Source organism: Mycolicibacter hiberniae, assembly GCF_010729485.1.
GTDB lineage: Bacteria > Actinomycetota > Actinomycetes > Mycobacteriales > Mycobacteriaceae > Mycobacterium > Mycobacterium hiberniae.
In genome coordinates this window covers 1,005,512-1,027,047 of sequence record NZ_AP022609.1, presented here as the reverse complement: position 1 = coordinate 1,027,047, position 21,536 = coordinate 1,005,512, and the positions used below count along the sequence as shown (strand labels likewise).

Sequence of the window (21,536 nt, the reverse complement as noted above, 5' to 3'; positions counted from 1 at the left end):
TGTCCGTCGGATCGCGAAAGGGCATTCGCTGGAGATATCGTGCGTCAGCAATGACGACACCGGTGCGCCGACGGGTGGCGATGTCAGCGACAACAGTGCAGGTCGGCCACAGCGGAAGTGATCACGGCGAGCATCGGGAACGCCAAAATATGGCGCCGCCGGTCACCGGTCGCTGCAAACATGCCGGGAAGCATAACAGAGGCTCAGCTTCTCACCAGCGGGTCAGCGCGTGAGTAACCAGCTGACGATCACCAGCAGGATGAGACTGACCAGCACCAGGGTCACTTGTGAGCGCGGCATCAGCGGGTCCCGCCTTCACGACCGTGCCGGACACGTTCGAGCACCCGGATTCCCTCCCCCAACAGCGCATCCAGCAGCGACGCCAGACCATAGGCCAACAACAACACCACCGGCATCACCACGGCGGTCTGTACCACGAAGCCGAGGCCGGACAGCCAGAGCTCAACGCCGTCCCACCAGCTCAGGAAGCCCACCACCTAGCCCACCTTAGCGGGTCATGAGCCCACCAGCACCGCGGTGATCGCGAGCGCGGCGAAGCCGGGCGAAGCGGGTCACCGCCAACCAGCACCGCGGTGATCGCGAGCGCGGCGAAGCCGGGCGAAGCGGGTCACCGCCCACCCCGGGTCCCGGTCCGCCGGGTAGACGTGTGGCAGGCCGCCAGCGATGATGACCGCATGGACCTGCACACCCCGCCGGGCGATGCACCCGCTCCCGCCGCTCCGGAGGCCGCCGGCACGGTGGCCACGCCGCCCCTGTCGGCCACCGCCCCGGTGCCCTATGCGGCGTCACCGAGCCAGGTCCGCAACCCTTTTCCGCCGATCGCCGACTACGCCTTCCTGTCGGACTGCGAGAACACCTGCCTGATCTCGGCGGCCGGTTCGGTGGAGTGGATGTGCCTGCCGCGTCCGGACTCCCCCAGCGTCTTCGGCGCTCTGCTGGACCGCAGCGCAGGGCACTTTCGGCTCGGCCCCTACGGGGTTTCGGTGCCCGCGGCGCGGCGCTACCTGCCCGGCAGCCCGATCATGGAAACCACCTGGCAGACCCACACCGGCTGGCTGATCGTGCGGGACGCGCTGGTGATGGGCAAGTGGCACGACATCGAAGCCCGGTCGCAGACCCACCGCCGCACCCCCACCGATTGGGACGCAGAACACATCCTGCTGCGCACGGTGCGCTGTGTCAGCGGCACCGTCGAACTGACCATGAGCTGCGAGCCGGCGTTCGACTATCACCGCACCGGCGCCACCTGGGAGTACTCGTCGAACGCCTACGGTGAGGCGACAGCGCGGGCCCGGCAGAATCCCGACGCCCATCCCACCCTGCGCCTGACGACGAACCTGCGGCTGGGGCTGGAGGGCCGCGAGGCCCGCGCCCGGACCCGGCTGACCGAGGGCGATGACGTGTTCGTCGCCTTGAGCTGGTCGAAACACCCTGCGCCGCAGAGCTACGCCGAAGCCGCCGACAAGATGTGGAACACCACCGAGTGCTGGCGCCAGTGGATCAACGTCGGCAACTTCCCCGACCACCCCTGGCGTTCCTATCTGCAGCGCAGTGCGCTCACACTCAAAGGCCTGACTTACTCCCCGACCGGGGCCCTGCTGGCCGCGCCGACGACGTCGCTGCCCGAAACACCTCAGGGCGAACGAAATTGGGACTACCGCTACAGCTGGGTGCGGGACTCGGCGTTCACCCTGTGGGGCCTGTACACGCTGGGCCTGGACCGTGAAGCCGACGACTTCTTCTCCTTCATCGCCGATGTGTCCGGTGTCAACAACGGTCAGCAGCATCCGTTGCAGGTGATGTACGGCGTCGGCGGGGAGCACGAGCTGGTCGAGGAGGAGCTGGACCACCTGTCCGGCTACGACAACGCCCGTCCGGTGCGGATCGGAAACGGTGCCTACAACCAGCAACAGCACGACATCTGGGGCACCATGCTCGACTCGGTCTACCTGCACGCCAAGTCTCGCGAGCAGATCCCCGAGACCCTGTGGCCGGTGCTCAAACGCCAGGTGGAGGAGGCCATCAAGCATTGGCGCGAACCCGACCGGGGTATCTGGGAGGTCCGGGGCGAACCGCAGCACTTCACCTCTTCGAAGGTGATGTGCTGGGTGGCGCTGGACCGCGGGTCGAAGCTGGCCGAACTGCAGGGCGCGGTGTCCTATGCCAAGCAGTGGCGGGCGATCGCCGAGGAGATCAAGGCAGACGTACTGGCCAACGGCGTGGATTCCCGGGGTGTGCTGACCCAGGCATACGGCAGCACGGCGCTGGACGCGTCCCTGCTGCTGGTGGTACTGACCCGGTTTCTGCCTGCCGACGACCCGCGGGTGCGGGCCACCGTGATGGCGATCGCCGAGGAACTCACCGAAGACGGCCTGGTGTTGCGGTATCGGATCGAGGAGACCGACGACGGCCTGTCCGGCGCCGAGGGCACCTTCACCATCTGCTCGTTCTGGCTGGTCTCGGCGCTGGTGGAGATCGGCGAGGTCAGTCGCGCCAAGCACCTGTGCGAGCGGCTGCTGTCGTTTGCCAGCCCGCTGCACCTCTACGCCGAGGAGATCGAGCCCCGCACCGGCAGGCACCTGGGCAACTTCCCGCAGGCCTTCACCCACTTGGCGCTGATCAACGCCGTTGTGCACGTGATCCGCGCCGAGGAGGAGGCCGACTCCACCGGAGGTTTCCAGCCCGCGAACGCGCCGATGTAGCCTCAGCCGCTGAGGTTGCGGACCTTGTCCAGCATTGCCCGCACCATGTCGGCGGCGGTGGTGTCGCCGGTGGGCGGAACGCCGGAATCGTCGCCCTCGTCGGCGAACCAGAACACGTCGACGTCGACGATGCAGTTCACCCGCGACCCGAGCGCGCGGGAAACCCGCAGTCCCGCTTCGCCGTCCACGCTGGTGCGCACGACGGCCACCAGGATCGCGTCCTCGTCGGAGACGTCGGCGATCTCCCCGCTGGCCTCGCTATCGGTGCCGCTGTCACGGGTCACCACCACCCCGTCGCAGCTACGCCACTGCTGGGCGAACTTCTCCACCAGCGCATCGGCTTCGGTGGCGCTGTCCAGTGCGATCACCGCCTCGCCCACCCCGGTCAGCGGGGAATCCTCGGCGGCGGAACTGTCCCAGAACTCATGGGCGGCGTCGCGCACGTTCGCGGAGTTGTACACGCTGCGCTGCCCACCCACGGCGGCACCGACGCAGTCCTGCGGCGCGGCCGACTCCCAGGCGTCGGGCAGTTCGTCGAGACCGCCGTACCGCGGCGGCAGGGAGGGGTCGCTGCGGAAGGGCTGACCGGTCAGCTTGGTGAGCTCGGAATCGTCGAGCAACACCTGCCGGACCGCCATCCCGGTGACCGGCGTGGGCGCCAGATCCGCTGCGGGCCGGACAGTCCCGGAGACCACCGTGGTGCACCCGCTGGACAGCAGCACCAGCGCCGCGGCGGCCACGATTGTGCGTGCCCGGGCGGTCACTACTTCTTGGCCTTGTCGCCGGTCGAGCCGCCACTGTCAGTGGACAGCGCCGCGACGAACGCCTCCTGCGGCACGTCCACCCGACCGATGGTCTTCATCCGCTTCTTGCCCTCTTTCTGCTTTTCCAGCAGCTTGCGCTTGCGGCTGATGTCACCGCCGTAGCACTTGGACAACACGTCTTTGCGGATAGCCCGGATGTTCTCGCGCGCAATGATTCTCGATCCGATGGCCGCCTGCACGGGCACTTCGAACTGTTGGCGCGGGATCAGCTCCTTGAGCTTGGTCGTCATCTTGTTGCCGTAGGCCGAGGCCGCGTCTTTGTGCACGATCGCACTGAACGCGTCCACCGCTTCACCCTGCAGCAGAATGTCGACCTTGACCAGGTCGGCCTCCTGCTCGCCGGCCTCCTCGTAATCCAGGCTGGCGTAGCCGCGGGTGCGTGACTTCAACGAGTCGAAGAAGTCGAAGATGATCTCGCCCAACGGCATCGTGTAGCGCAGCTCGACACGCTCCGGCGAGAGGTAGTCCATCCCGCCGAGTTCGCCGCGGCGGGACTGGCACAGTTCCATGATGGTGCCGACGAATTCGCTCGGCGCGATCACCGTGGTTTTGACGACCGGCTCGAAAACCGTGCGGATCTTTCCTTCCGGCCAGTCCGACGGGTTGGTGACGATGATCTCGCTGCCGTCCTCGGCGATCACGCGGTAGACCACGTTGGGCGAGGTGGAGATCAGATCCAGGTCGAATTCGCGTTCCAGACGTTCCCGGGTGATCTCCATGTGCAGCAGTCCCAGGAAGCCGCAGCGGAAACCGAAGCCCAGCGCCACCGAAGTCTCCGGTTCGTAGGTCAAAGCGGCATCGTTGAGCTGCAGTTTGTCCAGGGCGTCACGCAGGTTGGGATAGTCCGACCCGTCCACCGGGTACAGCCCGGAATAGACCATCGGCTTGGGCTCGCGGTATCCGGTGAGGGCCTCGGTGGCCCCGCCCCGCGCGGTGGTGACGGTGTCGCCCACCTTGGACTGCCGCACATCCTTCACTCCGGTGATCAGATAGCCCACCTCGCCGACGCCCAGCCCCTTGGCGGGCTTGGGTTCCGGGGACACGATGCCGACTTCGAGGAGCTCGTGGGTGGCACCGGTGGACATCATCGCGATCTTCTCGCGCGGCAGGATCTTGCCGTCGACGACCCGGACGTAGGTGACCACGCCGCGGTAGATGTCGTAGACGGAGTCGAAGATCATCGCCCGTGTCGGCGCGTCGGCGTCGCCGGTGGGCGGGGGCACAAGCCGGACCACCTCGTTGAGCAGCTCCGCCACGCCCTCGCCGGTCTTTCCCGACACCTTCAGGACGTCTTCGGGCTCGCACCCGATGATGTGGGCCAGCTCGGCGGCGTAGCGCTCCGGGTCGGCAGCGGGCAGGTCGATCTTGTTGAGCACCGGGATGACCGTCAGATCCCGGTCCAGTGCCAGATACAGGTTGGCCAGGGTCTGGGCCTCAATGCCCTGGGCGGCGTCGACCAGCAGGACCGCGCCCTCGCAGGCCTCCAGCGCGCGGGACACCTCGTAGGTGAAATCGACGTGGCCGGGCGTGTCGATCAGGTGCAACACGTAGTCGCCGGCCGCCGGCCCGCCCGGGCCCCGCTCAGGGTCCTCGGTGACCGTCCAGGGCAGCCGAACGTTCTGCGCCTTGATGGTGATGCCGCGCTCCCGCTCGATGTCCATCCGATCCAGGTACTGGGCCCGCATCGATCGGTCGTCGACGACGCCGGTGAGCTGCAGCATCCGGTCGGCCAGGGTCGATTTGCCATGGTCGATGTGGGCGATGATGCAGAAGTTCCGTATCTGCGCCGGCGCGGTGAAGGTCTGGTCGGCGAAACTGCTGATGGGAATCTCCTGGTGAACCGGGGGCGGTGATGCTTTCTGCCTAGTCAGGGTAGCGAGGCGGAGGCCGCAAGACGAAACCCCCGGAGACGCATCTCCAGGGGCTTCGGGTTTGCAGCGGCAATCACAGGTCGATCGCCAGGTAACCACCGGTGTCCGCGACGCCGGCCATGAAGAAGTTTGCGGCGTCTTCCCAGGCGGTGTCACCTGCCAGACCGGCCGCGATCGCGGCGTCGGAGCCGAACAGGTAGTCGGCGGCGTCCTCGAACTCGATCTGGTCTCCCCCGTTGAGGATCGCGAAAAGCAGCACGTTGTTGGCGTCGACGAACTGAGTCACCGCGCCGTTGAACAAGCTGTAGGAGCCGGGGTCAGACGAGATCTCGTCCTCCCAGTTGAAGCCGTAGAGCAAGGAGCCCAAGACGGCGTTCACTTCCTCGGGATCGATGGTGAGAAACGGGTTGGCAGCAGTCACGTCGATGACCTTGTCGCCGACGCCGGCCAGAATGGCCTGCGACTCGAACAGGAAATTCATCGAGCCGATCTGGAAGTCCAGCAACGGGCCGAAGTCCACGGCGTCGGACTCCTCGGCCGCTGCCACCGGCGCCAACGCCAATGCCAGACCCGCAGCGAAGCTGCCCACCGCGCCCAGTTTGCGCATTATTGATCCCCCCACGTCATTCGCGATGGCCCCTCCGGCGACTGATTCCCCAACCAAACGCCGGCCCCCCAGCACCATTGCTGCAAGCCACGTTAAATCTAACAAGCACCTGTGATCAATACAAGTGAATGCCTGCCCGTCCTGCACCGCATCGCCTTCGGCGGCGCCCGGCTCTCACCGCGGGCGGAGCCTTTTCCCGACAAAGGGCGCGGCAACGGGGCGCCACCAGGCATCTTCGATGACGCACCGCGGTCACGTGAGCCGCACACAGGGGGCGCGCGGCCCTGATGCCATCTGGCGATTCGTTAAGTGAATGACCCGACCTCGGCCTCGCCTGGCGCGCGGCCCTCAGTCGGGTCCGGTCCGCGCAGGGGCGCCGGGACCCGGTGCCGGAGCGGTTTTCCGCCTATGCTGCGAGCATGGCTTCCCCGCGGAAGACCCGATGGCAGACGATGCAGCGATTCGCGGAGAACCTGGTGTTCAACGAAGCCCCACGGTTCATCCGCCAGCTTGAGCAGGCACCGCTGGTACAGCAGCGCGTCCAGCGCGGTATCGAGCAGGGCATCAGGATCGGTCTGGAGATTCTCGGCGGCACAACGGCCGAACCGCCCGCCCCGGTCCCCTCCGGGCGCCCGGTGACCAACAGCAGTGTCCCCACTGCGCAGCGCGCCCGCCGGCTGGTGTACGCCCCGAACCTCAACGGCCGCGCCGATCCGGGAGAGATCGTGTGGACATGGGTGGCCTACGAGGACGAGCCGGACCGCGGCAAGGACCGGCCGGTGCTGGTCGTCGGCCGCGACCGGGACGTGCTGCTGGGATTGATGGTGTCGAGCCGACAACGGCATGCCGAGGACACGAACTGGATCGGCATCGGGGCCGGCAGCTGGGATGAGTCCCGCCGGCTCAGCTGGGTGCGGCTCGACCGGGTGCTCGACGTTCCCGAGGAATCGATCCGGCGCGAAGGCGCCATCCTGGCGCGTGCGGTGTTCGAGACGGTGGCCGCCCGACTGCGCAGCGACTACTCGTGGAGCTGAAACCGGGCGCGCGCGGCACCTAGCCCTGACTGATGTAGGAGCGCAGCGCCGCTTGTTCGGCCTGCAGCTCCTCCATCCGGGACTTCACCACGTCACCGATGCTGACGATGCCGGCCAGCCGGCCGCTGTCGAGTACCGGAATGTGACGGGCCCGATGCTCGGTCATCAAGATGCTGACGTCGTCGGCGGTATCTGCCTTGGTGCAGGTCGCCACGACGCGGGTCATGATCGCCGACACCGGCCGGGCCAGCAGACTGGCGCCGTGCACGTGCAGCTGGCGTACCACGTCACGCTCGGATGCCACCCCCTCGAGCCCCTCGCTTCCGATCACGACCATGGCGCCGATGTTGTGCTCCGCCAGGCCCGCGAGCAACTCCATGACGGTGGCCTCCGGATGGATGGTCACCACCGCCGCACCCTTGTTCCGCAATACGTCCGCGATCCGCATGAAGCCTCCCGCCGCAGTGATCTGCTTCACACCAGGCTAGGGCATCTGGCCAAACCGCGGGGCGGCGATAGAGAAACTGCACCGAAGGCGCGGCGCCGGAGGCGATTGTGTGGCATATGTGACGTCATGACGATCGAGATCACCCTGCTGGGCACCGGAAGTCCGATCCCCGACCCGAACCGCGCCGGCCCGTCGACCCTGATCCGGGCCGGTGGCCAGCAACTGCTGGTCGACTGCGGGCGAGGAGTGCTGCAGCGGTTGGCGGCCGCCGGTGCAGGGGCCAACACGCTCTCCGCGCTGCTGCTGACCCATCTGCACAGTGACCACATCGCCGACCTGGGTGATCTGCTGATCACCCGCTGGGTCAGCACCTTCACCCCGGAGGCCCCGCCGCTGCCGATCATCGGACCGCCCGGCACCGCGGAGGTCGTGGAGGCGACGCTGCGCGCCTTCGGCCACGACATCGGCTACCGCATCGCCCACCACGACGATCTGACCGCTCCGCCCGGTGTCGACGTGCGGGAACACACCACCGGGCCGGTGCGGGACCGCGACGGCGTGACCATCACGGTGGCACCCACCGACCACCGTCCGGTGACTCCCACCATCGGCTTCCGGATCGAGCACCGCGACGAAAACGGCACCGCATCGGTGGTGATGGCCGGCGACACCGTGCCCTGCGAGAGCCTCGACGAACTGGCAGCCGGGGCGGACGCATTGGTGCACACGGTGATCCGCGACGACCTCATCGAGAGACTTCCCCAACAGCGGATCCGCGATATCTGCGACTACCACTCCTCGGTGGCGCAGGCAGCCGCGACCGCCAAGCGGGCGGGGGTGGGCACGTTGGTGCTGACCCACTATGTGCCGGCCCTGGTGCCCGGGCAGGAGGACCAGTGGCGGGCGTTGGCGGCCGCGGAGTTCGACGGGCCGATCGAGCTCGGCAACGACCTGCATCGCGTCGAGGTGAGCGCGCGCGGATGAGTCGAGTTGGGGACTTGCCGGGCCAGCTGCTACCCTGAACAGCTGTTGCTCCCGCGTCGGGAGGCCAACCCAACTCAAGCTTTTGCGAAGGAATTACTCCGTGGCCAACATTAAGTCGCAGGTCAAGCGCAACCGGACCAACGAGCAAGCCCGGCTGCGCAACCAGTCGGTGAAGTCTGCGGTGCGCACCGCGATCCGCGCATTCCGCGACGCCGCCGCTACCGGTGACAAGGACAAGGCCGGCGAGCTGCTGGCCGCCACCAGCCGCAAGCTGGACAAGGCCGCCAGCAAGGGCGTCATCCACAAGAACCAGGCCGCCAACAAGAAGTCGGCACTGGCCAAGGCACTCAACCAGCTCTGATTCCCCCGAGCGCCGCTGGCGTAGGCCCCTGATCCCCCGCGGAACAGGGGCCTTCGTGTTGGGCAGGTGCCTTCGTGTTGGGAAGGGATCAGCGGGCGGCCAACTCGGCGACCCCGCGGACGGCGCTTTCCAGCGCGTGATCGGCGTCCGCGGCGGCCCCTTTGACGTCGGCGTTGAGGGCGGCCACCATCCGCACGGCTGCCGCAAGGGAATCCCTCGACCAGTGCCGGGCCTGTTTCTGCGCCTTCTGCACCCGCCAGGGCGGCATGCCCAGTTCACCGGCCAACCGGTAGGGGTCGCCGGACCTGGACCCAACCCGGGCAATCGTGTGGATCGCCTCGGCCAGGGCGTCGGCCAGCACCACGTGCGGCTCCCCGCGGATCATCGCCCAGCGCAGCGCCTCGGTGGCGCCGGCGACATCGCCGACCACGGCCCGCTCGGCGATGTCGAACCCCTTCACTTCGGCTTTCCCGCTGTGGTAGCGGCGCACGGCGGCGGCGTCGACATGCCCGCCCGTGTCGGCGACCAGCTGTGAGCACGCCGACGCCAGTTCGCGGATGTCGGAGCCCACCGCGTCGAGCAGCGCCGTGACCGTGTCGTCGTCGACGCGCAGCTTCAGTCGGCGGAACTCGGCTCGGACGAAGTCGGCCCGTTCGCCGGGCTTGGTGATGCGGGCGCAGGGATGCACCTGTGCGCCGAGTTCCTGTAACCGCCCGGCCAGAGCTTTGGCCCGCCCCCCACCGGCGTGCACGACCACCAGGACGGTGCCCGGCGGGACGTCCTCCGCGGTGGCGGCGATCAGCGTTACCGCGTCCTTGCCCGCCTCGGCCGCTGCCTCGAGCACCACCACCCGCTCGTCGGCGAACAGCGACGGACTCAGCAGTTCGGCGAGCTCGCCGGCCTCGACCTCGCCGGCGCGCAACCGGTCCACCGGGATGTCGGTGCTGCCGGCTTGTGCGCGCACCCCGGCCAGCACCTGGCCGACGGCCCGTTCGACCAGCAATTCCTCATCCCCGAGGATCAGATGCAGCGGCGCCACCGGTTGCCTCACCCAGCAATCGTGTCACGGTGGCCCGACACCGGCCCAGCCGGTCAACACCTCGGTGACCGACCACGCCAGCACGCCCAGCATCAACGCCGTCAGCCCCCACCGGAACCACCGCCACCGCCAGCACACCACCACCAGCAGCGCTGCGGCGCCGACTCCGGCGACTCCGCCCACGCCCCCCGGCACCGGCACGGCCGACGCGGGAAGTCCACCGGCCCAGCGGGCGACGGCACACACCCACCACAGCTCCGGTCCGGTGAAGCGGATCAGCAGGTCGGCTCCGGTGGGCCACCATCCGCACAGCACCGCCGCCGCGCTGCCCAGCACCGTGATCGGCGCGACCAGCGCCGCCACCGCCAGGTTGGCGACCGTGCTGACCAGGCTCAGCCGCCCGGAGATGCCGGCGATCAACGGCGCGGTCACCAGGTTCGCGGCCCATGCCACGCAGACGGCGGCGGCCAGCGACCGCGGCCATCCGCGTTCCACCAGTCGCGCCGTCCACACCGGGGCGATGAGCACCAATGCCGCGGTGGCCACCACCGACAGCGCGAACCCGATGTCGACAGCCAGGTGTGGGGCCAGCGCCAGCAGCACGAGCACGGCGGCGGCCAGACTCGGCACCGCCTGGCGGCTGCGGGCCGAGAGCACACCCAGCAGCGCGATGGCTCCCATCACCGCCGCGCGCAGCACGCTGGCCGTCGGCTGCACCACGATCACGAAGGCCACCAGTGCCACCGCGGCCAGCAGCGCCGCCGGCCGCGGACCGACCAGCCGCGCCGAGAACAACACCGCGCCGCACACGATGGTCACGTTGGCCCCGGAAACCGCCATCAGGTGAGTCAGCCCGGCGGCCCGGAAGTCTCGGCCGGTCGCCGCGGTGATCGCTGAGGTGTCGCCGAGCACCAAAGCGGGCAGCATCCGGGCCTGCTCGTCGGGCAGCACGCGCGCGGCGGCGGCCGCGAAGCGGACCCGGACCCGGTGTGCCGTCCGGGCGACCGGGCCGGGCCTGCCGCGCACCGGCGGGCCGGCGGCCGTGAGCACCGCGACCGACAGGTCGCGCCGGGCCGGGTGGGAGACCTTGGCGCGAAACGCCATCGGCTCGCCGACCATCACCTCGTCGAAGTCGGCGCTCGACGCGAAGACCACCACCCGGCCGGACGCGACGGCATCGTTGAGCCGCTGCATCGTGGCCCGAAACATCACCCGGCGGGCACCGACGGGCAACGCGCTCTCGCTGGCGGTCACCGTCACCGACGCGGTGGTGCCGACCGCCGCGGCGATCAGGTGATGCTCCACCGCGTCGGTGCGCAGCGCAACGGCCCAGCCGAATCCCCCGCCGGTCAGCGCCGCCACGGCCGCCGCCGCGCCCGCCAGTCGCCAGCCGGGGCGCCGGCGCCGCCCGGCGTACCGGCAGAGCGCTCCGGCAGCCACCGCCAGCAGCGCACACAGCACCGCCAGCACACCGCCGATCCGCCACTGAATGCCCGCCGCCGCCACCAGCCAGCCGGCCGCCGCTGCGGGCACCAGCCGGATATCGAGCCGGGCCGCCGGCGCGGCCGCTACCTGCATCACGGTCAGACACGGACCAGGGCACGCAACTTCTCCAGGCGCGCCGGGCCGATCCCGTCGACCTCGCCGAGCTGATCGACGCTGGCGAACCTGCCGTGGGTGTCACGCCAGGCGACGATGGCGGCCGCGGTCACCGGCCCCACTCCCGGCAGCGCGTCAAGTTGCTCGGCCGTCGCGGTGTTGAGGTTGACCAGCTCGTCCCGGTGCGGCTCGGGACCGGTTGCCGTCGGCGCGGTGCTGGTACGCGGCGCGTCCGCGACCGCCGGCACCGCACCGGCCGAACTGCCCAGCACCGGCAGGCCGGCGGGCGGCGCCAGACCGACCACGATCTGTTCGCCGTCGACCAGGGGCCGGGCCAGGTTCAGCCCGAGTGTGTCGGCACCGTCGAGGGCGCCGCCGGCTGCAGTCAGCGCGTCGGCGATGCGTGATCCCGGCGACAACGTCGCCAGACCGGGCTTGCGCACCAGTCCGACCACGCTGACCACCACCTGCTCGGCGGGCGGCGCCCCGGCGTCCGCCGCCGGCTTGTCGGGGGGCGGGCTGGCCGGCGAAACCGCCTCCACCGGAGGCAGTTTGGCACTGACTACCGGCGCGGGCCGGTCCCGCAGCATGGTGAACACCGTGATCAGCACCGCGACCGCGGCAATCACCGCCGTCGCGATCACCCCGGCCCGGCCCGGGTCGGCCCTTACCTTGGCGAGCCAGCCCGCCTCGGTGGCGCCGTCGGGCAGCCAGCGCGGCAACGCGGCGGGGCCGGACGCATCGTCGGCTTCGGGGCCGCACTCGTCAGGGTCGGGTTCGGCCAGCAGGCCCAGCCGGCGCTGCAGCCGTTCACCCGGTAGTTCTGATGCCATGGCGCCGACGGTAGGTGCGGGCCCCGGCAGCGCGCTGCGCTCACGGCCCGATACCGACGGTTCTGTGGATGCAGCGCCAGCTGTGCACAACGCCGGCCCGGTCGCCGCTACGGGTTCAGCCACTCCCCCACATCGTGGGAGATCCCCGACGACGGCGTATAGCGCACCTTGGTCGCGGTGACACCGGTGGGCAGTGCGAAGACGACGCAGCCGGCCTTGGACGAACCGGCGGCGATCAGAAACCAGCCGTAGGCGAAATCGTCACACTCGGTCACCGTGGCGAAATCGGCGTGGTAATCCTGGCCGTCGGAACCGACCACCGTGACATCGCTGTTGCTGTTGCCGACGATGGTCGTGGTCCCGGTGTTCTCGATCCGCAGTTTGGTGGCCAGATAGGTCTTGTCGGCCGCCCCCCAGCCGTTCGGGACGGTCGCCGGGGCGATCACCTCGGTCAGGGTCACCGCGATCTGCTGCCCGCCGATGCGCATCAGCTCCAGCGTCTGGCCGGTATGGGCGGCCGGCCGTGGCGCCGCCGGAGGCTGGGCATCCGCTGGTTCCGGCTGGGGCTTGGGGGCCGGCTCCGGTGAACACGACACCACCGACAAGGCCAGCACCCCGAGCGCGACGCCCCACCGTCTCATGAGGTCCAGACTACAAAGGCGCACGCCATGCCCTCCCCCGCAGCGACCGCGAGCGTGCCGATTAGGGTGCATACCAACCGTGAGTTCACCCAACCAACCGGGAGGTCGACGTGAGACTGGCATTGACCGCGGAGGAGGCAGCATTCCGCGACGAAATGCGGACCTTCTTCACCACCGAGATCCCCGCCGACATCCGCGAACGCAATCGGCTGGGCCGCTCGGTCCTTCCCGACGACACCATCGCCACGCAGCGGATCCTCAACGCCCATGGCCTGGCGGTACCCAACTGGCCGGTGGAGTGGGGCGGCAAGGATTGGACCGCGACCCAACACCAGATCTGGCACGACGAGATGAACCTGGCCTCGGTGCCCGAACCGCTGACCTTCAACGCCAAGATGGTCGGCCCGGTGATTGCGGAATTCGGCTCCCAGGCGATCAAGGAACGCTTCCTGCCCGCCACGGCCAACCTCGACATCTGGTGGTGCCAGGGCTTTTCCGAGCCCGACGCCGGCTCCGACCTGGCCAGCCTGCGCACCACGGCGGTTCGCGACGGCGACAGCTACATCGTCAACGGGCAGAAGACCTGGACCACGCTCGGCCAGTACGCGGACTGGATCTTCTGCCTGGTGCGCACCGACCCGCAGGCCCCCAAGAAGCAGGCCGGAATCTCCTTCCTGCTGTTCGAGGTGTCGACGCCCGGCGTGACCATGCGGCCGATCAAGATGATCGACGGCGGCTATGAGGTCAACGAGGTGTTCTTCTCCGACGTGCGGGTGCCCGCTGACCAGCTGGTCGGCCAGGAGAACCACGGCTGGACCTACGCGAAGTTCCTGTTGGGCAACGAGCGCACGGGTATCGCCGGGGTGACCCACACCAAAGTGCGTGTCGCCGAGCTCAAGAAGCGCGCAAAGGAGCTGGGGGCCCTCGACGACCCGTTGTTCGCCGCCCGGGTCGCCGAGCTTGAGAACGATCTGCTCGCGCTCGAGCTCACCCAGATGCGGGTGTCCAGCGACTCCGCCGACGGAAAGCCCAGCCCGGCGTCGTCGGTGCTCAAGCTGCGCGGCAGCCAGCTGCAGCAGGCCGCCACCGAGCTGTTCGTGGAGCTGGCCGGGCCCGATGCTCTGCCCTTCGAGGCGGGCGAGGGCATCGTTTCGCCCGACTGGGCACAGGCCGCGGCGCCGCGGTACCTCAACTACCGCAAGACCTCGATCTACGGCGGCAGCAACGAGGTGCAGCGCACCATCATCGCGTCGACCATTCTCGGCCTTTAGGAGGCATGACGGCATGGACTTTCAACTCAGCGACGAGCAGGTTCTGCTGCGCGACACCACCCGGTCGATGTTGTCGGGCTATGACACCGAGACCCGCAACAAGGCCATCGAGACCGAACCCGGTTTCAGCCCCGAGGTGTGGCAGCAACTCGCCGAGATCGGGATTCTCGGGCTCGGGTTCGATCCGCAGGAATCCGGCCCGCTGGAGATCATGGTGGTGCTCACCGAGGTCGGGCGCCGGCTGGCACCCGAGCCGATCGTGCACGGCGCGCTCGGGCCGGGCGCACTGATCGCCGCGCGCGGCGATGCGCAGCAGCGCGCGTTGCTCGACGCCGTCGCCGGCGGCGAGCAGATCCTCGCCTTCGCCCACACCGAGCCCGGCTGGCGCGGTGCGGCAGGCACGGTGAGCACCACCGCTGCCGCACACGGTGATGCGTGGCGACTGACCGGGCGCAAGAACCCGGTGCTGACCGGAGATCGCGCCGACACCCTGGTGGTCAGCGCCGCCCTGCCGGACGGCGGGACCGGACTGTTCCTGGTCGACGCAGGCGCCGACGGCCTCAACCGGCAGCCCTACCGGACCTTCGACGGCCAGCGCGGTGCCCAGATCGACTTCGCCGACACCCCGGCCACCGCCCTCGGTGAGGCGACCGACGCCACCGATGCCATCGAGCGCGCGCTCATCGGCATCTCCTCGGCATTGTGCGCCGAAGCTCTCGGCGCCATGGAAGAGTCCCTGCGGCTGACCACCGAATACCTCAAGACGCGCAAGCAGTTCGGTGTCACGCTCAACAACTTCCAGACGCTGACCCAGCGTGCCGCCGACATGTACGTGTCGCTGGAGTTGGCGCGCAGCATGAGCATGTATGCGGCGATGTCGCTGGCCGACGACAACGTGGACCCGCTGATCGCCGCGCGCGCCAAGCTGCAGATCGGACGGTCGGGGCGCCACATCGCACAGGAGTCCATCCAGTTGCACGGCGGGATCGGGGTGACCTGGGAGTACCCGGTCAGCCACTATGCGGCCCGGCTCACCGCGATCGAGCACACCCTGGGTTCGTCGCAGGATCAGCTGCATGTGTTGATCGACAACCTCGGCGGCTACGACCTGGCCAAGCTGTAGCACGCAGCCGCCGTCGGCCGCGCCGCCGGCGGGCCACTGCCCGCACCCGCCACTAGGAGCACGATGTCTGTTTCCGGGTCTGTTTCCGACTCCCCGGCTGAGCGCCCGCTGCGCGTCATCCAATGGACCACCGGCAACATCGGCCAGCGCTCGTTGCACGCCATCATCGGCCGGCCCGACATGGAGCTGGTCGGCGTCTACGCCCACGGCAGGGACAAGGTCGGGGTGGACGCAGCCGAGCTGGCCGGCTGGCCCGAACCCACCGGGATCACCGCCACCGACGACATCGACGCCCTGCTGGCGCTGCGCCCGGATGCGTGCTGTTACAACCCGCTGTGGCCGAGCATCGACGAGCTGGTCCGGCTGCTGGAGGCCGGGGTCAATGTCTGCTCGAGCGCGGCCTGGATCACCGGCGGCAAGCAGAGCGCGCACGACCGCCGGCGCATCGAGGACGCCTGTCGGGCCGGGAACTCCACGATGTTCGGCGGCGGTGCTCACCCGGGACTGACCAACATGGTGGGCATGGTGCTTTCCGGTGCGTGCGAGCGGGTCGACGAGATCCGGATCACCGAGTCGGTGGACTGCTCGACGTATGAATCGGCGGCCACCATGGCGGCGATGGGCTTCGGCCAGGACCCGCAGACCCCCGGCCTGGCCGAAAGCGTGCGCCGGGAGAGCGAGGTGTTCGCCGAGTCCGCGGCGATGATGGCCGGTGCGATCGGGGCGAAACTCGACCGCATCACGTTCGACGTCGAGTTCACCGCGGCGGCCGGCGACAGCGACCTGGGCTTCATGAAGATTCCGGCCGGCACGGTGGGCAGTGTCCTGGGCTATCACCGCGGTTGGGTGGGCAGCCGCAACGTGGTCAGTGTGGGCTTCAACTGGATCATGGGCGACCAGGTCACCCCGCCCAAGCCGGTGGCGCACGGCCACGTCATCCAGGTGTTCGGGCGGCCCAACATGCGCACCGTGATCCACTGCCTGCCCCCGACGGACTGGAGGGAGCCGAACCTCAACGGGCTGGGTTCGATCTACACGGCCATGCCGGTGACCAACGCGGTGCCGGCGGTGGTGGCCGCCGAGCCGGGCATCGTGACCCTGGCCGACCTGCCACCGATCACCGGGCGCGTCGGCACGCCGCCCAGCGACTAGACCTGCCGGTTGGCGGTGACCGTTCCGGAAGCCGCGTCCACGATCACGTCGTGTTCGGCGAGCTGGTCGTCCCACACGTCGGCTTCCCACACCACTGTGCCGTTCATGTCGAGCAGGCTCAGCTCGGTGATGGAACCGTTCGGCACGGCCTGTAAAACCCGGCCCACAGCGCCGTGATAGTCCAGGTGGGTCCCGTCGACGTTGGCGCGCCGCTTGGCCTTGTCGGCGTCGCTGTCCTCGGTCGCGGTGGGGCCGACAAGCACCGTCAGGCCGTCGGATGCGACCTTGAGCTGGTGTTCGGTGCCATCAGGGGCGACAAGCCCGGCCTTCCAGGTGCCGCTGTCCTGACTCTCGATGAAGATCAGCACGCCGGCGGGCAGCTGCGAAACCGCGAGGTCACCGGCGCGTAGGAGGGTTCGGGGGTCAGGCGGCGCATCGGGGCGCGTCCACGACGCGTCCGGGGCCGCCGATGCCTGCGACGACGCGCCGGACAAGCCCTTCCCGCTGCACCCGGACAGCGCCAGCGTCACCACGAGGACGACCGCACCGAATCGGACGACATTTCCCAGAGCGTGCATCAGCGGCCATGCTACTGAACTCCCGGCGTCGGCGCTCGGTCCGAGGGGCCCTGCGGGCATCCGGGCCCCACTGCGCCGGGAAAACGCGGGTTGCGTTCCTTAGCTAATCGAAGGTTATGCTGCCCACAGGCGCGATTCGCGGAACCATCGATGCTTCCCGCGAAACCGGGGGGCAGACCGCCGGCCGCCGACGTTCAACCGCACGCCAGGCGGAAGGCGGTGAGATGGGGCGAACATCGGTCGCCGCCGTGCTCAAGCGGTATTGGATTCCGCTGGTCTTCATCGTGATCATCGCGATTTCGAGTGTCATCGTGACCCGGCTGCATAAGGTGTTTGCCTCCCAGGACCTCAATCCCCATGCCGGCACGGGCATCGAAATCGTGCAGTTCAACCCGAAATACGTCGCCTACGAGGCTTTCGGGCCGCCGGGCACCGTCGCCGACATCAACTACTGGGACGCCGAGGCCAACGTTCATCAGCTCAACGGCGTCCCGCTGCCGTGGACCTACACCGTGGTCACCGTGCTGCCTGCCGTCATGGCGAACATGATCGTGCAGGGCGACAGCGGTGAAATCGGTTGCCGGATCAAAATCGACGACCGGTTGCTCGACGAGCGCCGCGCCACCGGACTCAACGCCCAGACCTTCTGCCTGGTGAAGTCCGGATGATCAAACGGATCACCGCGCAGCGCGAGCACCAGAACGAGCGGCCCGCCAAGCGGCCGTTCTTCGCCCACCTGCTGCGTGTTTTCGCGGTGCCGATCATCATTGTCTGGATCGTGCTCACCGTGCTGGTGAATGTCCTTGTGCCCCAGCTGGAAGTCATCTCCGAAGAGCACTCCGCACCACTGGCGCCGATCGACGCCCCCTCGATGATCGCCAGCAAGCTGGTCGGCGAGAACTTCGAGGAATACCAGTCCAACAGCACCGTGATGATGGTGGTGGTCGGCGAGGAAGAACTCGGCGAGGCCGCCCACCACTACTACGACGAGATCGTCGCGAAGCTGATCGCCGACACCGCCCATGTCGAACACGCCCAAGACTTCTGGCGCGACCGGCTGACCGCTGCCGGCGTTCAGAGTTCCGACGCCAAAGCCGCCTACATCATGCTCAACCTGGTGGGCAACCAGGGTATGACCGAGGCGAATGACTCGGTGGTCGCGGTGCGCAAGGCCATCGACGACACCCCTGCGCCGCCGGGCGTGCAGGCCTATGTGGCCGGGCCGGCCGCGTTGACCGCAGACCTTCGTCAGATCGGCGATGCCAGCCTGGTCAAGATCACGCTGTTCACCATCGCTGCGATCGCGATCATGCTGCTCATCGTGTTCAGGTCGGTGGCAGCGATGTTGACGCAGCTGTTCCTGACCCTGCTGGAGCTGGTCTGCGCCCGCGGCGTCGTGGCGGTCCTCGGTTTTCACGACGTCATGGGCCTGACGACGTTCGCGGTCAACATCATGGTGATGCTCGCGATCGCCGCCGGCACCGACTACGGCATCTTCCTGATCGGCCGCTACCGGGAGGCCCGGCTGGCGGGCACGGACCGGGTCGAGGCGTATTACACCACCGTTCGCAGTGTCACCCCGGTGGTGCTGGGATCCGGACTGACCATCGCCGGAGCGTCGGCCATGCTGCACTTCACCCGGCTGCCCTACTTCCACACCATGGGCATCCCGGTCTCGGTGGGCATGCTCGTGGTGGTGGCCGCGGCGCTCACTCTGGGACCGGCCATGCTGGTGGTGGTCAGCAGCTTCGGCCTGCTGGACCCCAAACCCGCCAAGCGGGGCGGGTTCTGGCGCCGGGCCGGGGTCTCGGTGGTGCGCTGGCCGGGACCGATCGCGGTGGCCAGCCTGGCGATCATCATGATCGGTCTGGTGGCGCTGCCGGGATTCAGACCCGGCTACGACGACCGCAAGTATCTGCCCGCCGACACCCCGGTCAATGTGGCCTACGCCGCCGCGGAACGGCATTTCTCGGCAGCCCGGATGGCGCCGGATATCACCATGGTGGAATCCGAGCACGACATGCGCAATCCCGCCGACATGCTGGTGCTGGACCGGGTCGCCAGGAACATCATGCGGGTGGTCGGGATCGGGATGATTCAGGACATCACCCGTCCGCTGGGAATTCCGCTGCAGCACAGCTCGATTCCATTCCAGCTCAGTGTCTCCAACCAGCTGATGATCCAGAACATGAAGTCGCTCAAGGACCGGATCAAAGATATCGACACCATCTCCCAGCAACTCGACAAAGACATCGAGCTGCTCATTCAGATGTACGGATATCTGCAGGAGGTCGACCGGACCTTCGACGACACCGCCGAAGTGACCCGCAACACCGTGGACGTCTCCGACCGGATCCGCGACCACATTGCCGAGTTCGACGACCAGTTCCGGCCGCTGCGCAGCTACTTCTACTGGGAGCCACACTGTTTCGACATCCCGATGTGCAATGCGCTGCGCAACACCTTCGACGCCACCGACGGCATCGACCAGCTCGCCGAGCAACTGCACTACCTGTCCGACGACATCACCAAGACCGCGCGCCTGCTGCCCCAGGCGGTCGAATTGCTGCCGGCGGTGGTCGACACCATGCGGATCATGCGGGCTCTGGTGCTGACCGTGCACTCCACGTTCTCGGCGTTCATCGACCAGATGGAAGACCTGAGCAACACCCAGATCATGATGGGTCAGAGCTTCGACGACTCCAAAAACGACGACTTCTTCTACCTGCCCGCCGAGGCGTTTGACAACAAGGACTTTCAGACCGGGCTGCGACTGTTCATGTCGCCGGACGGCAAATCGGCCCGGTTCTTCGTCACCCATCAGACGTATCCGGCCACCGCCGAGGGCATCAAGCGGGTTGAGCCGGAGCGGATCGCTGCGCAGGAGGCCCTGAAACAGTCGTCGCTGTCCGACGCCAAGGTCTACATCGGCGGTATGGCGGCTCTCTACGAGGACATGCAGAACGGCGCCAAGTACGACCTGATGATCGCGGTCGTGGCGTCGCTGACCCTGATTTTCCTGATCATGATGATGATCACCCGGTCCCTGGTGGCCGCGGTCGTCATCGTCGGCACCGCATCCAGTTCGATCGCCGCGTCGTTCGGCATCTCGGTGTTGATCTGGCAGCACATCTTCGGCCAGCACATCTACTGGGTGACGCTGGTGCTGGCGGTCATCGTATTGCTGGCCGTCGGCTCGGACTACAACCTGCTACTGGTCTCCCGCTTCGAGGAGGAGATCCACGCCGGGCTCAAGACCGGGTATATCCGGGCGATGGCCGGCAGTGGTGGCGTGGTGACCTCGGCCGGCATGGTTTTCGCCGCGACCATGGGCATCATGTTCTTCAGCGACCTCAAGGCCATCGGCATGTACGGCACCACCGTGGCGATCGGGCTGCTGCTGGACACCTTCGTGGTCCGGGCGTTCTTCATGCCGTCGATCGCGACGCTGCTGGGCAAATGGTTCTGGTGGCCGCAGGTGGTCCGGCCGTGGGGACCCAACACCAACATCCGCGGCATCGCGGCCCACTCTGGTGCGCAGGAACCGGTCGCCGGCGGAGCAGCGGCCACGCCCTGAGACCTCAGCTGTGAGCCGAGGAATCCGGTTGCGCCGCAGCGACATCGACACACACCGCGACCGCCCCGGCCCCGACATGCAGAGCGAGCGTCGGACACAGGCTGGTGATCACCGCGGGCTCGCAACCCGGCAACCGCTCGGCCAGCGCATCGGCCACCTCCTGGGCCCCCGCCATATTGGCGACGTGATGCACGGCAAGGGAAGCCGGGCGGTCCCCGACCACCTCACAGACCCGGTCGATCATCGACGCGACCGCCTTACCGACGGTGCGTACCCGCTGCGCCAGCACGAGCTTTCCCTCATCGACTGCCAGCAGCGGCTTCAGGGACAGGGCGGTTCCGAGCCACGCCGCTGCGCTGCCGATCCGGCCGCTGCGCCGCAGGTTGTCCAGCCGCTGCACCACCATGTAGGCGTGGCCGCGCCGCACGGCGGCATCGGCCGCCGCCGCGACCTGGTGCAGGTCGGCGCCGCCCGCGGCGGCCCGGGCGGCGGCCAGCGCCACGAAACCGGTGCCCATCGCCGCGGACTTGGAATCGACCACCTGCACTGCGGGGCCGAGCTGTTGGGCGGCCTGGCCGGCGGTGGCGACGGTTCCCGACAGGGCTGCGGAGATGTGCACCGCCAGCACACCGGAGCCGGAGCTGTGGGCGAGCGCGGCGCGGTAGGCCTCGGCCAGGTCCTCCGGCGCCGCACCGGCCGTGGTGACCCGCTCGCGCAGATAGAGATCGTCGGGCACGTCGTCGACGCCGTCGCGCAGATCGGCCCCGTCGAGCAGGATGTGCAGCGGCACCGTGCGGATGCCCCAGCGGTCCCGCAGCTCAGCGGGCAGGCAGGCCGACGAATCGGTGACGACGACAACGCTCATCGGATA

General features: G+C 68.4%; 21 protein-coding genes. 9 read left to right on the top strand and 12 right to left on the bottom strand.

Translation table 11 applies throughout. The annotated features are described in order from the left end of the window. Positions 1 to 83: 83 nt before the first annotated feature. Positions 84 to 182, bottom strand: a complete 99-nt coding sequence (locus G6N14_RS21430; protein ID WP_407663070.1) for an Ms4533A family Cys-rich leader peptide — start codon at positions 180 to 182, stop codon at positions 84 to 86. Between the two features lie 117 nt (positions 183 to 299). Beyond that, a complete protein-coding gene (locus G6N14_RS04835; RefSeq protein ID WP_085134774.1) occupies positions 300 to 497 on the bottom strand; it encodes a hypothetical protein in 198 nt (65 codons plus the stop codon). 198 nt (positions 498 to 695) lie between these two features. Between G6N14_RS04835 and G6N14_RS04830 the strand changes: the two genes are divergently transcribed. Continuing rightward, positions 696 to 2,723: a glycoside hydrolase family 15 protein gene (locus tag G6N14_RS04830; protein ID WP_085134856.1), complete on the top strand. Its 2,028-nt coding sequence runs from the start codon at positions 696 to 698 to the stop codon at positions 2,721 to 2,723. 2 nt (positions 2,724 to 2,725) lie between these two features. Here G6N14_RS04830 and G6N14_RS04825 read toward each other — a convergent pair whose 3' ends face one another. The 3 genes from G6N14_RS04825 to G6N14_RS04815 are packed head-to-tail and all read right to left on the bottom strand — an operon-like array spanning position 2,726 to position 6,025. Continuing rightward, positions 2,726 to 3,487: a sensor domain-containing protein gene (locus tag G6N14_RS04825; protein ID WP_197747341.1), complete on the bottom strand. Its 762-nt coding sequence runs from the start codon at positions 3,485 to 3,487 to the stop codon at positions 2,726 to 2,728. Beyond that, the gene (lepA, locus tag G6N14_RS04820) at positions 3,487 to 5,574 is read right to left on the bottom strand and encodes a translation elongation factor 4 (protein WP_407663069.1); all 2,088 of its coding nucleotides are present in this window, start codon (positions 5,572 to 5,574) and stop codon (positions 3,487 to 3,489) included. Before lepA ends, G6N14_RS04825 begins: the two co-directional genes overlap by 1 nt. Beyond that, complete coding sequence (locus G6N14_RS04815; protein WP_085134773.1) at positions 5,492 to 6,025, bottom strand: hypothetical protein; 534 nt, start codon at positions 6,023 to 6,025, stop codon at positions 5,492 to 5,494. The genes lepA and G6N14_RS04815 overlap by 83 nt, the downstream gene beginning before the upstream one ends. 419 nt (positions 6,026 to 6,444) lie before the next feature. Between G6N14_RS04815 and G6N14_RS04810 the strand changes: the two genes are divergently transcribed. Then, positions 6,445 to 7,059 carry a type II toxin-antitoxin system PemK/MazF family toxin gene (locus G6N14_RS04810; RefSeq protein WP_085134772.1) on the top strand — a complete coding sequence of 205 codons (615 nt, stop codon included), beginning with the start codon at positions 6,445 to 6,447 and terminating at the stop codon, positions 7,057 to 7,059. A gap of 19 nt (positions 7,060 to 7,078) precedes the next feature. On the opposite strand, the gene G6N14_RS04805 is transcribed toward G6N14_RS04810, so the two are convergent. Next, the gene (locus G6N14_RS04805) at positions 7,079 to 7,507 is read right to left on the bottom strand and encodes a CBS domain-containing protein (RefSeq protein WP_085134853.1); all 429 of its coding nucleotides are present in this window, start codon (positions 7,505 to 7,507) and stop codon (positions 7,079 to 7,081) included. Between the two features lie 126 nt (positions 7,508 to 7,633). Here G6N14_RS04805 and G6N14_RS04800 point away from each other — a divergent pair, with 126 nt between their 5' ends. Continuing rightward, positions 7,634 to 8,491, top strand: a complete 858-nt coding sequence (locus G6N14_RS04800; RefSeq protein WP_085134771.1) for a ribonuclease Z — start codon at positions 7,634 to 7,636, stop codon at positions 8,489 to 8,491. Positions 8,492 to 8,591: 100 nt separating this feature from the next. Further along, the gene (rpsT, locus tag G6N14_RS04795; RefSeq protein WP_085134770.1) at positions 8,592 to 8,852 is read left to right on the top strand and encodes a 30S ribosomal protein S20; all 261 of its coding nucleotides are present in this window, start codon (positions 8,592 to 8,594) and stop codon (positions 8,850 to 8,852) included. A gap of 88 nt (positions 8,853 to 8,940) precedes the next feature. On the opposite strand, the gene holA is transcribed toward rpsT, so the two are convergent. The 4 genes from holA to G6N14_RS04775 all read right to left on the bottom strand — a co-directional run bounded on the left by holA (position 8,941) and on the right by G6N14_RS04775 (position 12,964). Then, complete coding sequence (gene holA, locus G6N14_RS04790) at positions 8,941 to 9,903, bottom strand: DNA polymerase III subunit delta (RefSeq protein ID WP_163787057.1); 963 nt, start codon at positions 9,901 to 9,903, stop codon at positions 8,941 to 8,943. A 12-nt stretch (positions 9,904 to 9,915) separates the two neighbouring features. Beyond that, positions 9,916 to 11,469, bottom strand: a complete 1,554-nt coding sequence (locus tag G6N14_RS04785; protein WP_109559737.1) for a ComEC/Rec2 family competence protein — start codon at positions 11,467 to 11,469, stop codon at positions 9,916 to 9,918. Between the two features lie 5 nt (positions 11,470 to 11,474). Further along, positions 11,475 to 12,323 carry a ComEA family DNA-binding protein gene (locus G6N14_RS04780; protein WP_085134768.1) on the bottom strand — a complete coding sequence of 283 codons (849 nt, stop codon included), beginning with the start codon at positions 12,321 to 12,323 and terminating at the stop codon, positions 11,475 to 11,477. 107 nt (positions 12,324 to 12,430) lie between these two features. Then, positions 12,431 to 12,964, bottom strand: a complete 534-nt coding sequence (locus G6N14_RS04775; RefSeq protein ID WP_085134767.1) for a DUF4352 domain-containing protein — start codon at positions 12,962 to 12,964, stop codon at positions 12,431 to 12,433. Positions 12,965 to 13,074: 110 nt separating this feature from the next. Here G6N14_RS04775 and G6N14_RS04770 point away from each other — a divergent pair, with 110 nt between their 5' ends. The 3 genes from G6N14_RS04770 (at position 13,075) to G6N14_RS04760 (ending at position 16,510) form a co-directional block, all read left to right on the top strand. Continuing rightward, complete coding sequence (locus G6N14_RS04770; protein ID WP_085134766.1) at positions 13,075 to 14,235, top strand: acyl-CoA dehydrogenase family protein; 1,161 nt, start codon at positions 13,075 to 13,077, stop codon at positions 14,233 to 14,235. Positions 14,236 to 14,248: 13 nt separating this feature from the next. After that, entirely contained in the window at positions 14,249 to 15,358 is a 1,110-nt protein-coding gene (locus G6N14_RS04765; RefSeq protein ID WP_085134765.1) for an acyl-CoA dehydrogenase family protein, read from the top strand. A 63-nt stretch (positions 15,359 to 15,421) separates the two neighbouring features. Next, positions 15,422 to 16,510, top strand: coding sequence for an NAD(P)H-dependent amine dehydrogenase family protein (locus G6N14_RS04760; RefSeq protein ID WP_085134764.1), 1,089 nt, complete (start codon positions 15,422 to 15,424; stop codon positions 16,508 to 16,510). Here the strand turns inward: G6N14_RS04760 and G6N14_RS04755 are convergent. Beyond that, a complete protein-coding gene (locus tag G6N14_RS04755) occupies positions 16,507 to 17,088 on the bottom strand; it encodes a PepSY domain-containing protein (RefSeq protein WP_085134763.1) in 582 nt (193 codons plus the stop codon). The two genes, G6N14_RS04760 and G6N14_RS04755, sit on opposite strands and share 4 nt — an antisense overlap. Before the next feature lie 224 nt (positions 17,089 to 17,312). Between G6N14_RS04755 and G6N14_RS04750 the strand changes: the two genes are divergently transcribed. Both G6N14_RS04750 and G6N14_RS04745 read left to right on the top strand, forming a co-directional pair. Next, a complete protein-coding gene (locus tag G6N14_RS04750; protein WP_085134851.1) occupies positions 17,313 to 17,756 on the top strand; it encodes an MmpS family transport accessory protein in 444 nt (147 codons plus the stop codon). Continuing rightward, positions 17,753 to 20,665, top strand: a complete 2,913-nt coding sequence (locus G6N14_RS04745) for an MMPL/RND family transporter (RefSeq protein ID WP_085134762.1) — start codon at positions 17,753 to 17,755, stop codon at positions 20,663 to 20,665. The genes G6N14_RS04750 and G6N14_RS04745 overlap by 4 nt, the downstream gene beginning before the upstream one ends. 4 nt (positions 20,666 to 20,669) lie before the next feature. On the opposite strand, the gene G6N14_RS04740 is transcribed toward G6N14_RS04745, so the two are convergent. Continuing rightward, positions 20,670 to 21,530: a DegV family protein gene (locus G6N14_RS04740; protein ID WP_085134761.1), complete on the bottom strand. Its 861-nt coding sequence runs from the start codon at positions 21,528 to 21,530 to the stop codon at positions 20,670 to 20,672. Between the last annotated feature and the right edge of the window lie 6 nt (positions 21,531 to 21,536).

Excerpts from the sequence above, each read along its gene's own strand:
- G6N14_RS04815 (WP_085134773.1), bottom strand. The coding sequence starts at position 6,025 with ATGCGCAAACTGGGCGCGGTGGGCAGCTTCGCTGCGGGTCTGGCATTG.
- G6N14_RS04775 (WP_085134767.1), bottom strand. The coding sequence starts at position 12,964 with ATGAGACGGTGGGGCGTCGCGCTCGGGGTGCTGGCCTTGTCGGTGGTG.
- G6N14_RS04750 (WP_085134851.1), top strand. The coding sequence starts at position 17,313 with ATGGGGCGAACATCGGTCGCCGCCGTGCTCAAGCGGTATTGGATTCCG.
- G6N14_RS04830 (WP_085134856.1), top strand. The coding sequence starts at position 696 with ATGGACCTGCACACCCCGCCGGGCGATGCACCCGCTCCCGCCGCTCCG.
- G6N14_RS21430 (WP_407663070.1), bottom strand. The coding sequence starts at position 182 with ATGTTTGCAGCGACCGGTGACCGGCGGCGCCATATTTTGGCGTTCCCG.
- G6N14_RS04765 (WP_085134765.1), top strand. The coding sequence starts at position 14,249 with ATGGACTTTCAACTCAGCGACGAGCAGGTTCTGCTGCGCGACACCACC.
- G6N14_RS04740 (WP_085134761.1), bottom strand. The coding sequence starts at position 21,530 with ATGAGCGTTGTCGTCGTCACCGATTCGTCGGCCTGCCTGCCCGCTGAG.
- G6N14_RS04785 (WP_109559737.1), bottom strand. The coding sequence starts at position 11,469 with ATGCAGGTAGCGGCCGCGCCGGCGGCCCGGCTCGATATCCGGCTGGTG.
- G6N14_RS04745 (WP_085134762.1), top strand. The coding sequence starts at position 17,753 with ATGATCAAACGGATCACCGCGCAGCGCGAGCACCAGAACGAGCGGCCC.
- G6N14_RS04805 (WP_085134853.1), bottom strand. The coding sequence starts at position 7,507 with ATGCGGATCGCGGACGTATTGCGGAACAAGGGTGCGGCGGTGGTGACC.
- G6N14_RS04755 (WP_085134763.1), bottom strand. The coding sequence starts at position 17,088 with ATGCACGCTCTGGGAAATGTCGTCCGATTCGGTGCGGTCGTCCTCGTG.
- G6N14_RS04800 (WP_085134771.1), top strand. The coding sequence starts at position 7,634 with ATGACGATCGAGATCACCCTGCTGGGCACCGGAAGTCCGATCCCCGAC.
- G6N14_RS04780 (WP_085134768.1), bottom strand. The coding sequence starts at position 12,323 with ATGGCATCAGAACTACCGGGTGAACGGCTGCAGCGCCGGCTGGGCCTG.
- G6N14_RS04760 (WP_085134764.1), top strand. The coding sequence starts at position 15,422 with ATGTCTGTTTCCGGGTCTGTTTCCGACTCCCCGGCTGAGCGCCCGCTG.
- G6N14_RS04810 (WP_085134772.1), top strand. The coding sequence starts at position 6,445 with ATGGCTTCCCCGCGGAAGACCCGATGGCAGACGATGCAGCGATTCGCG.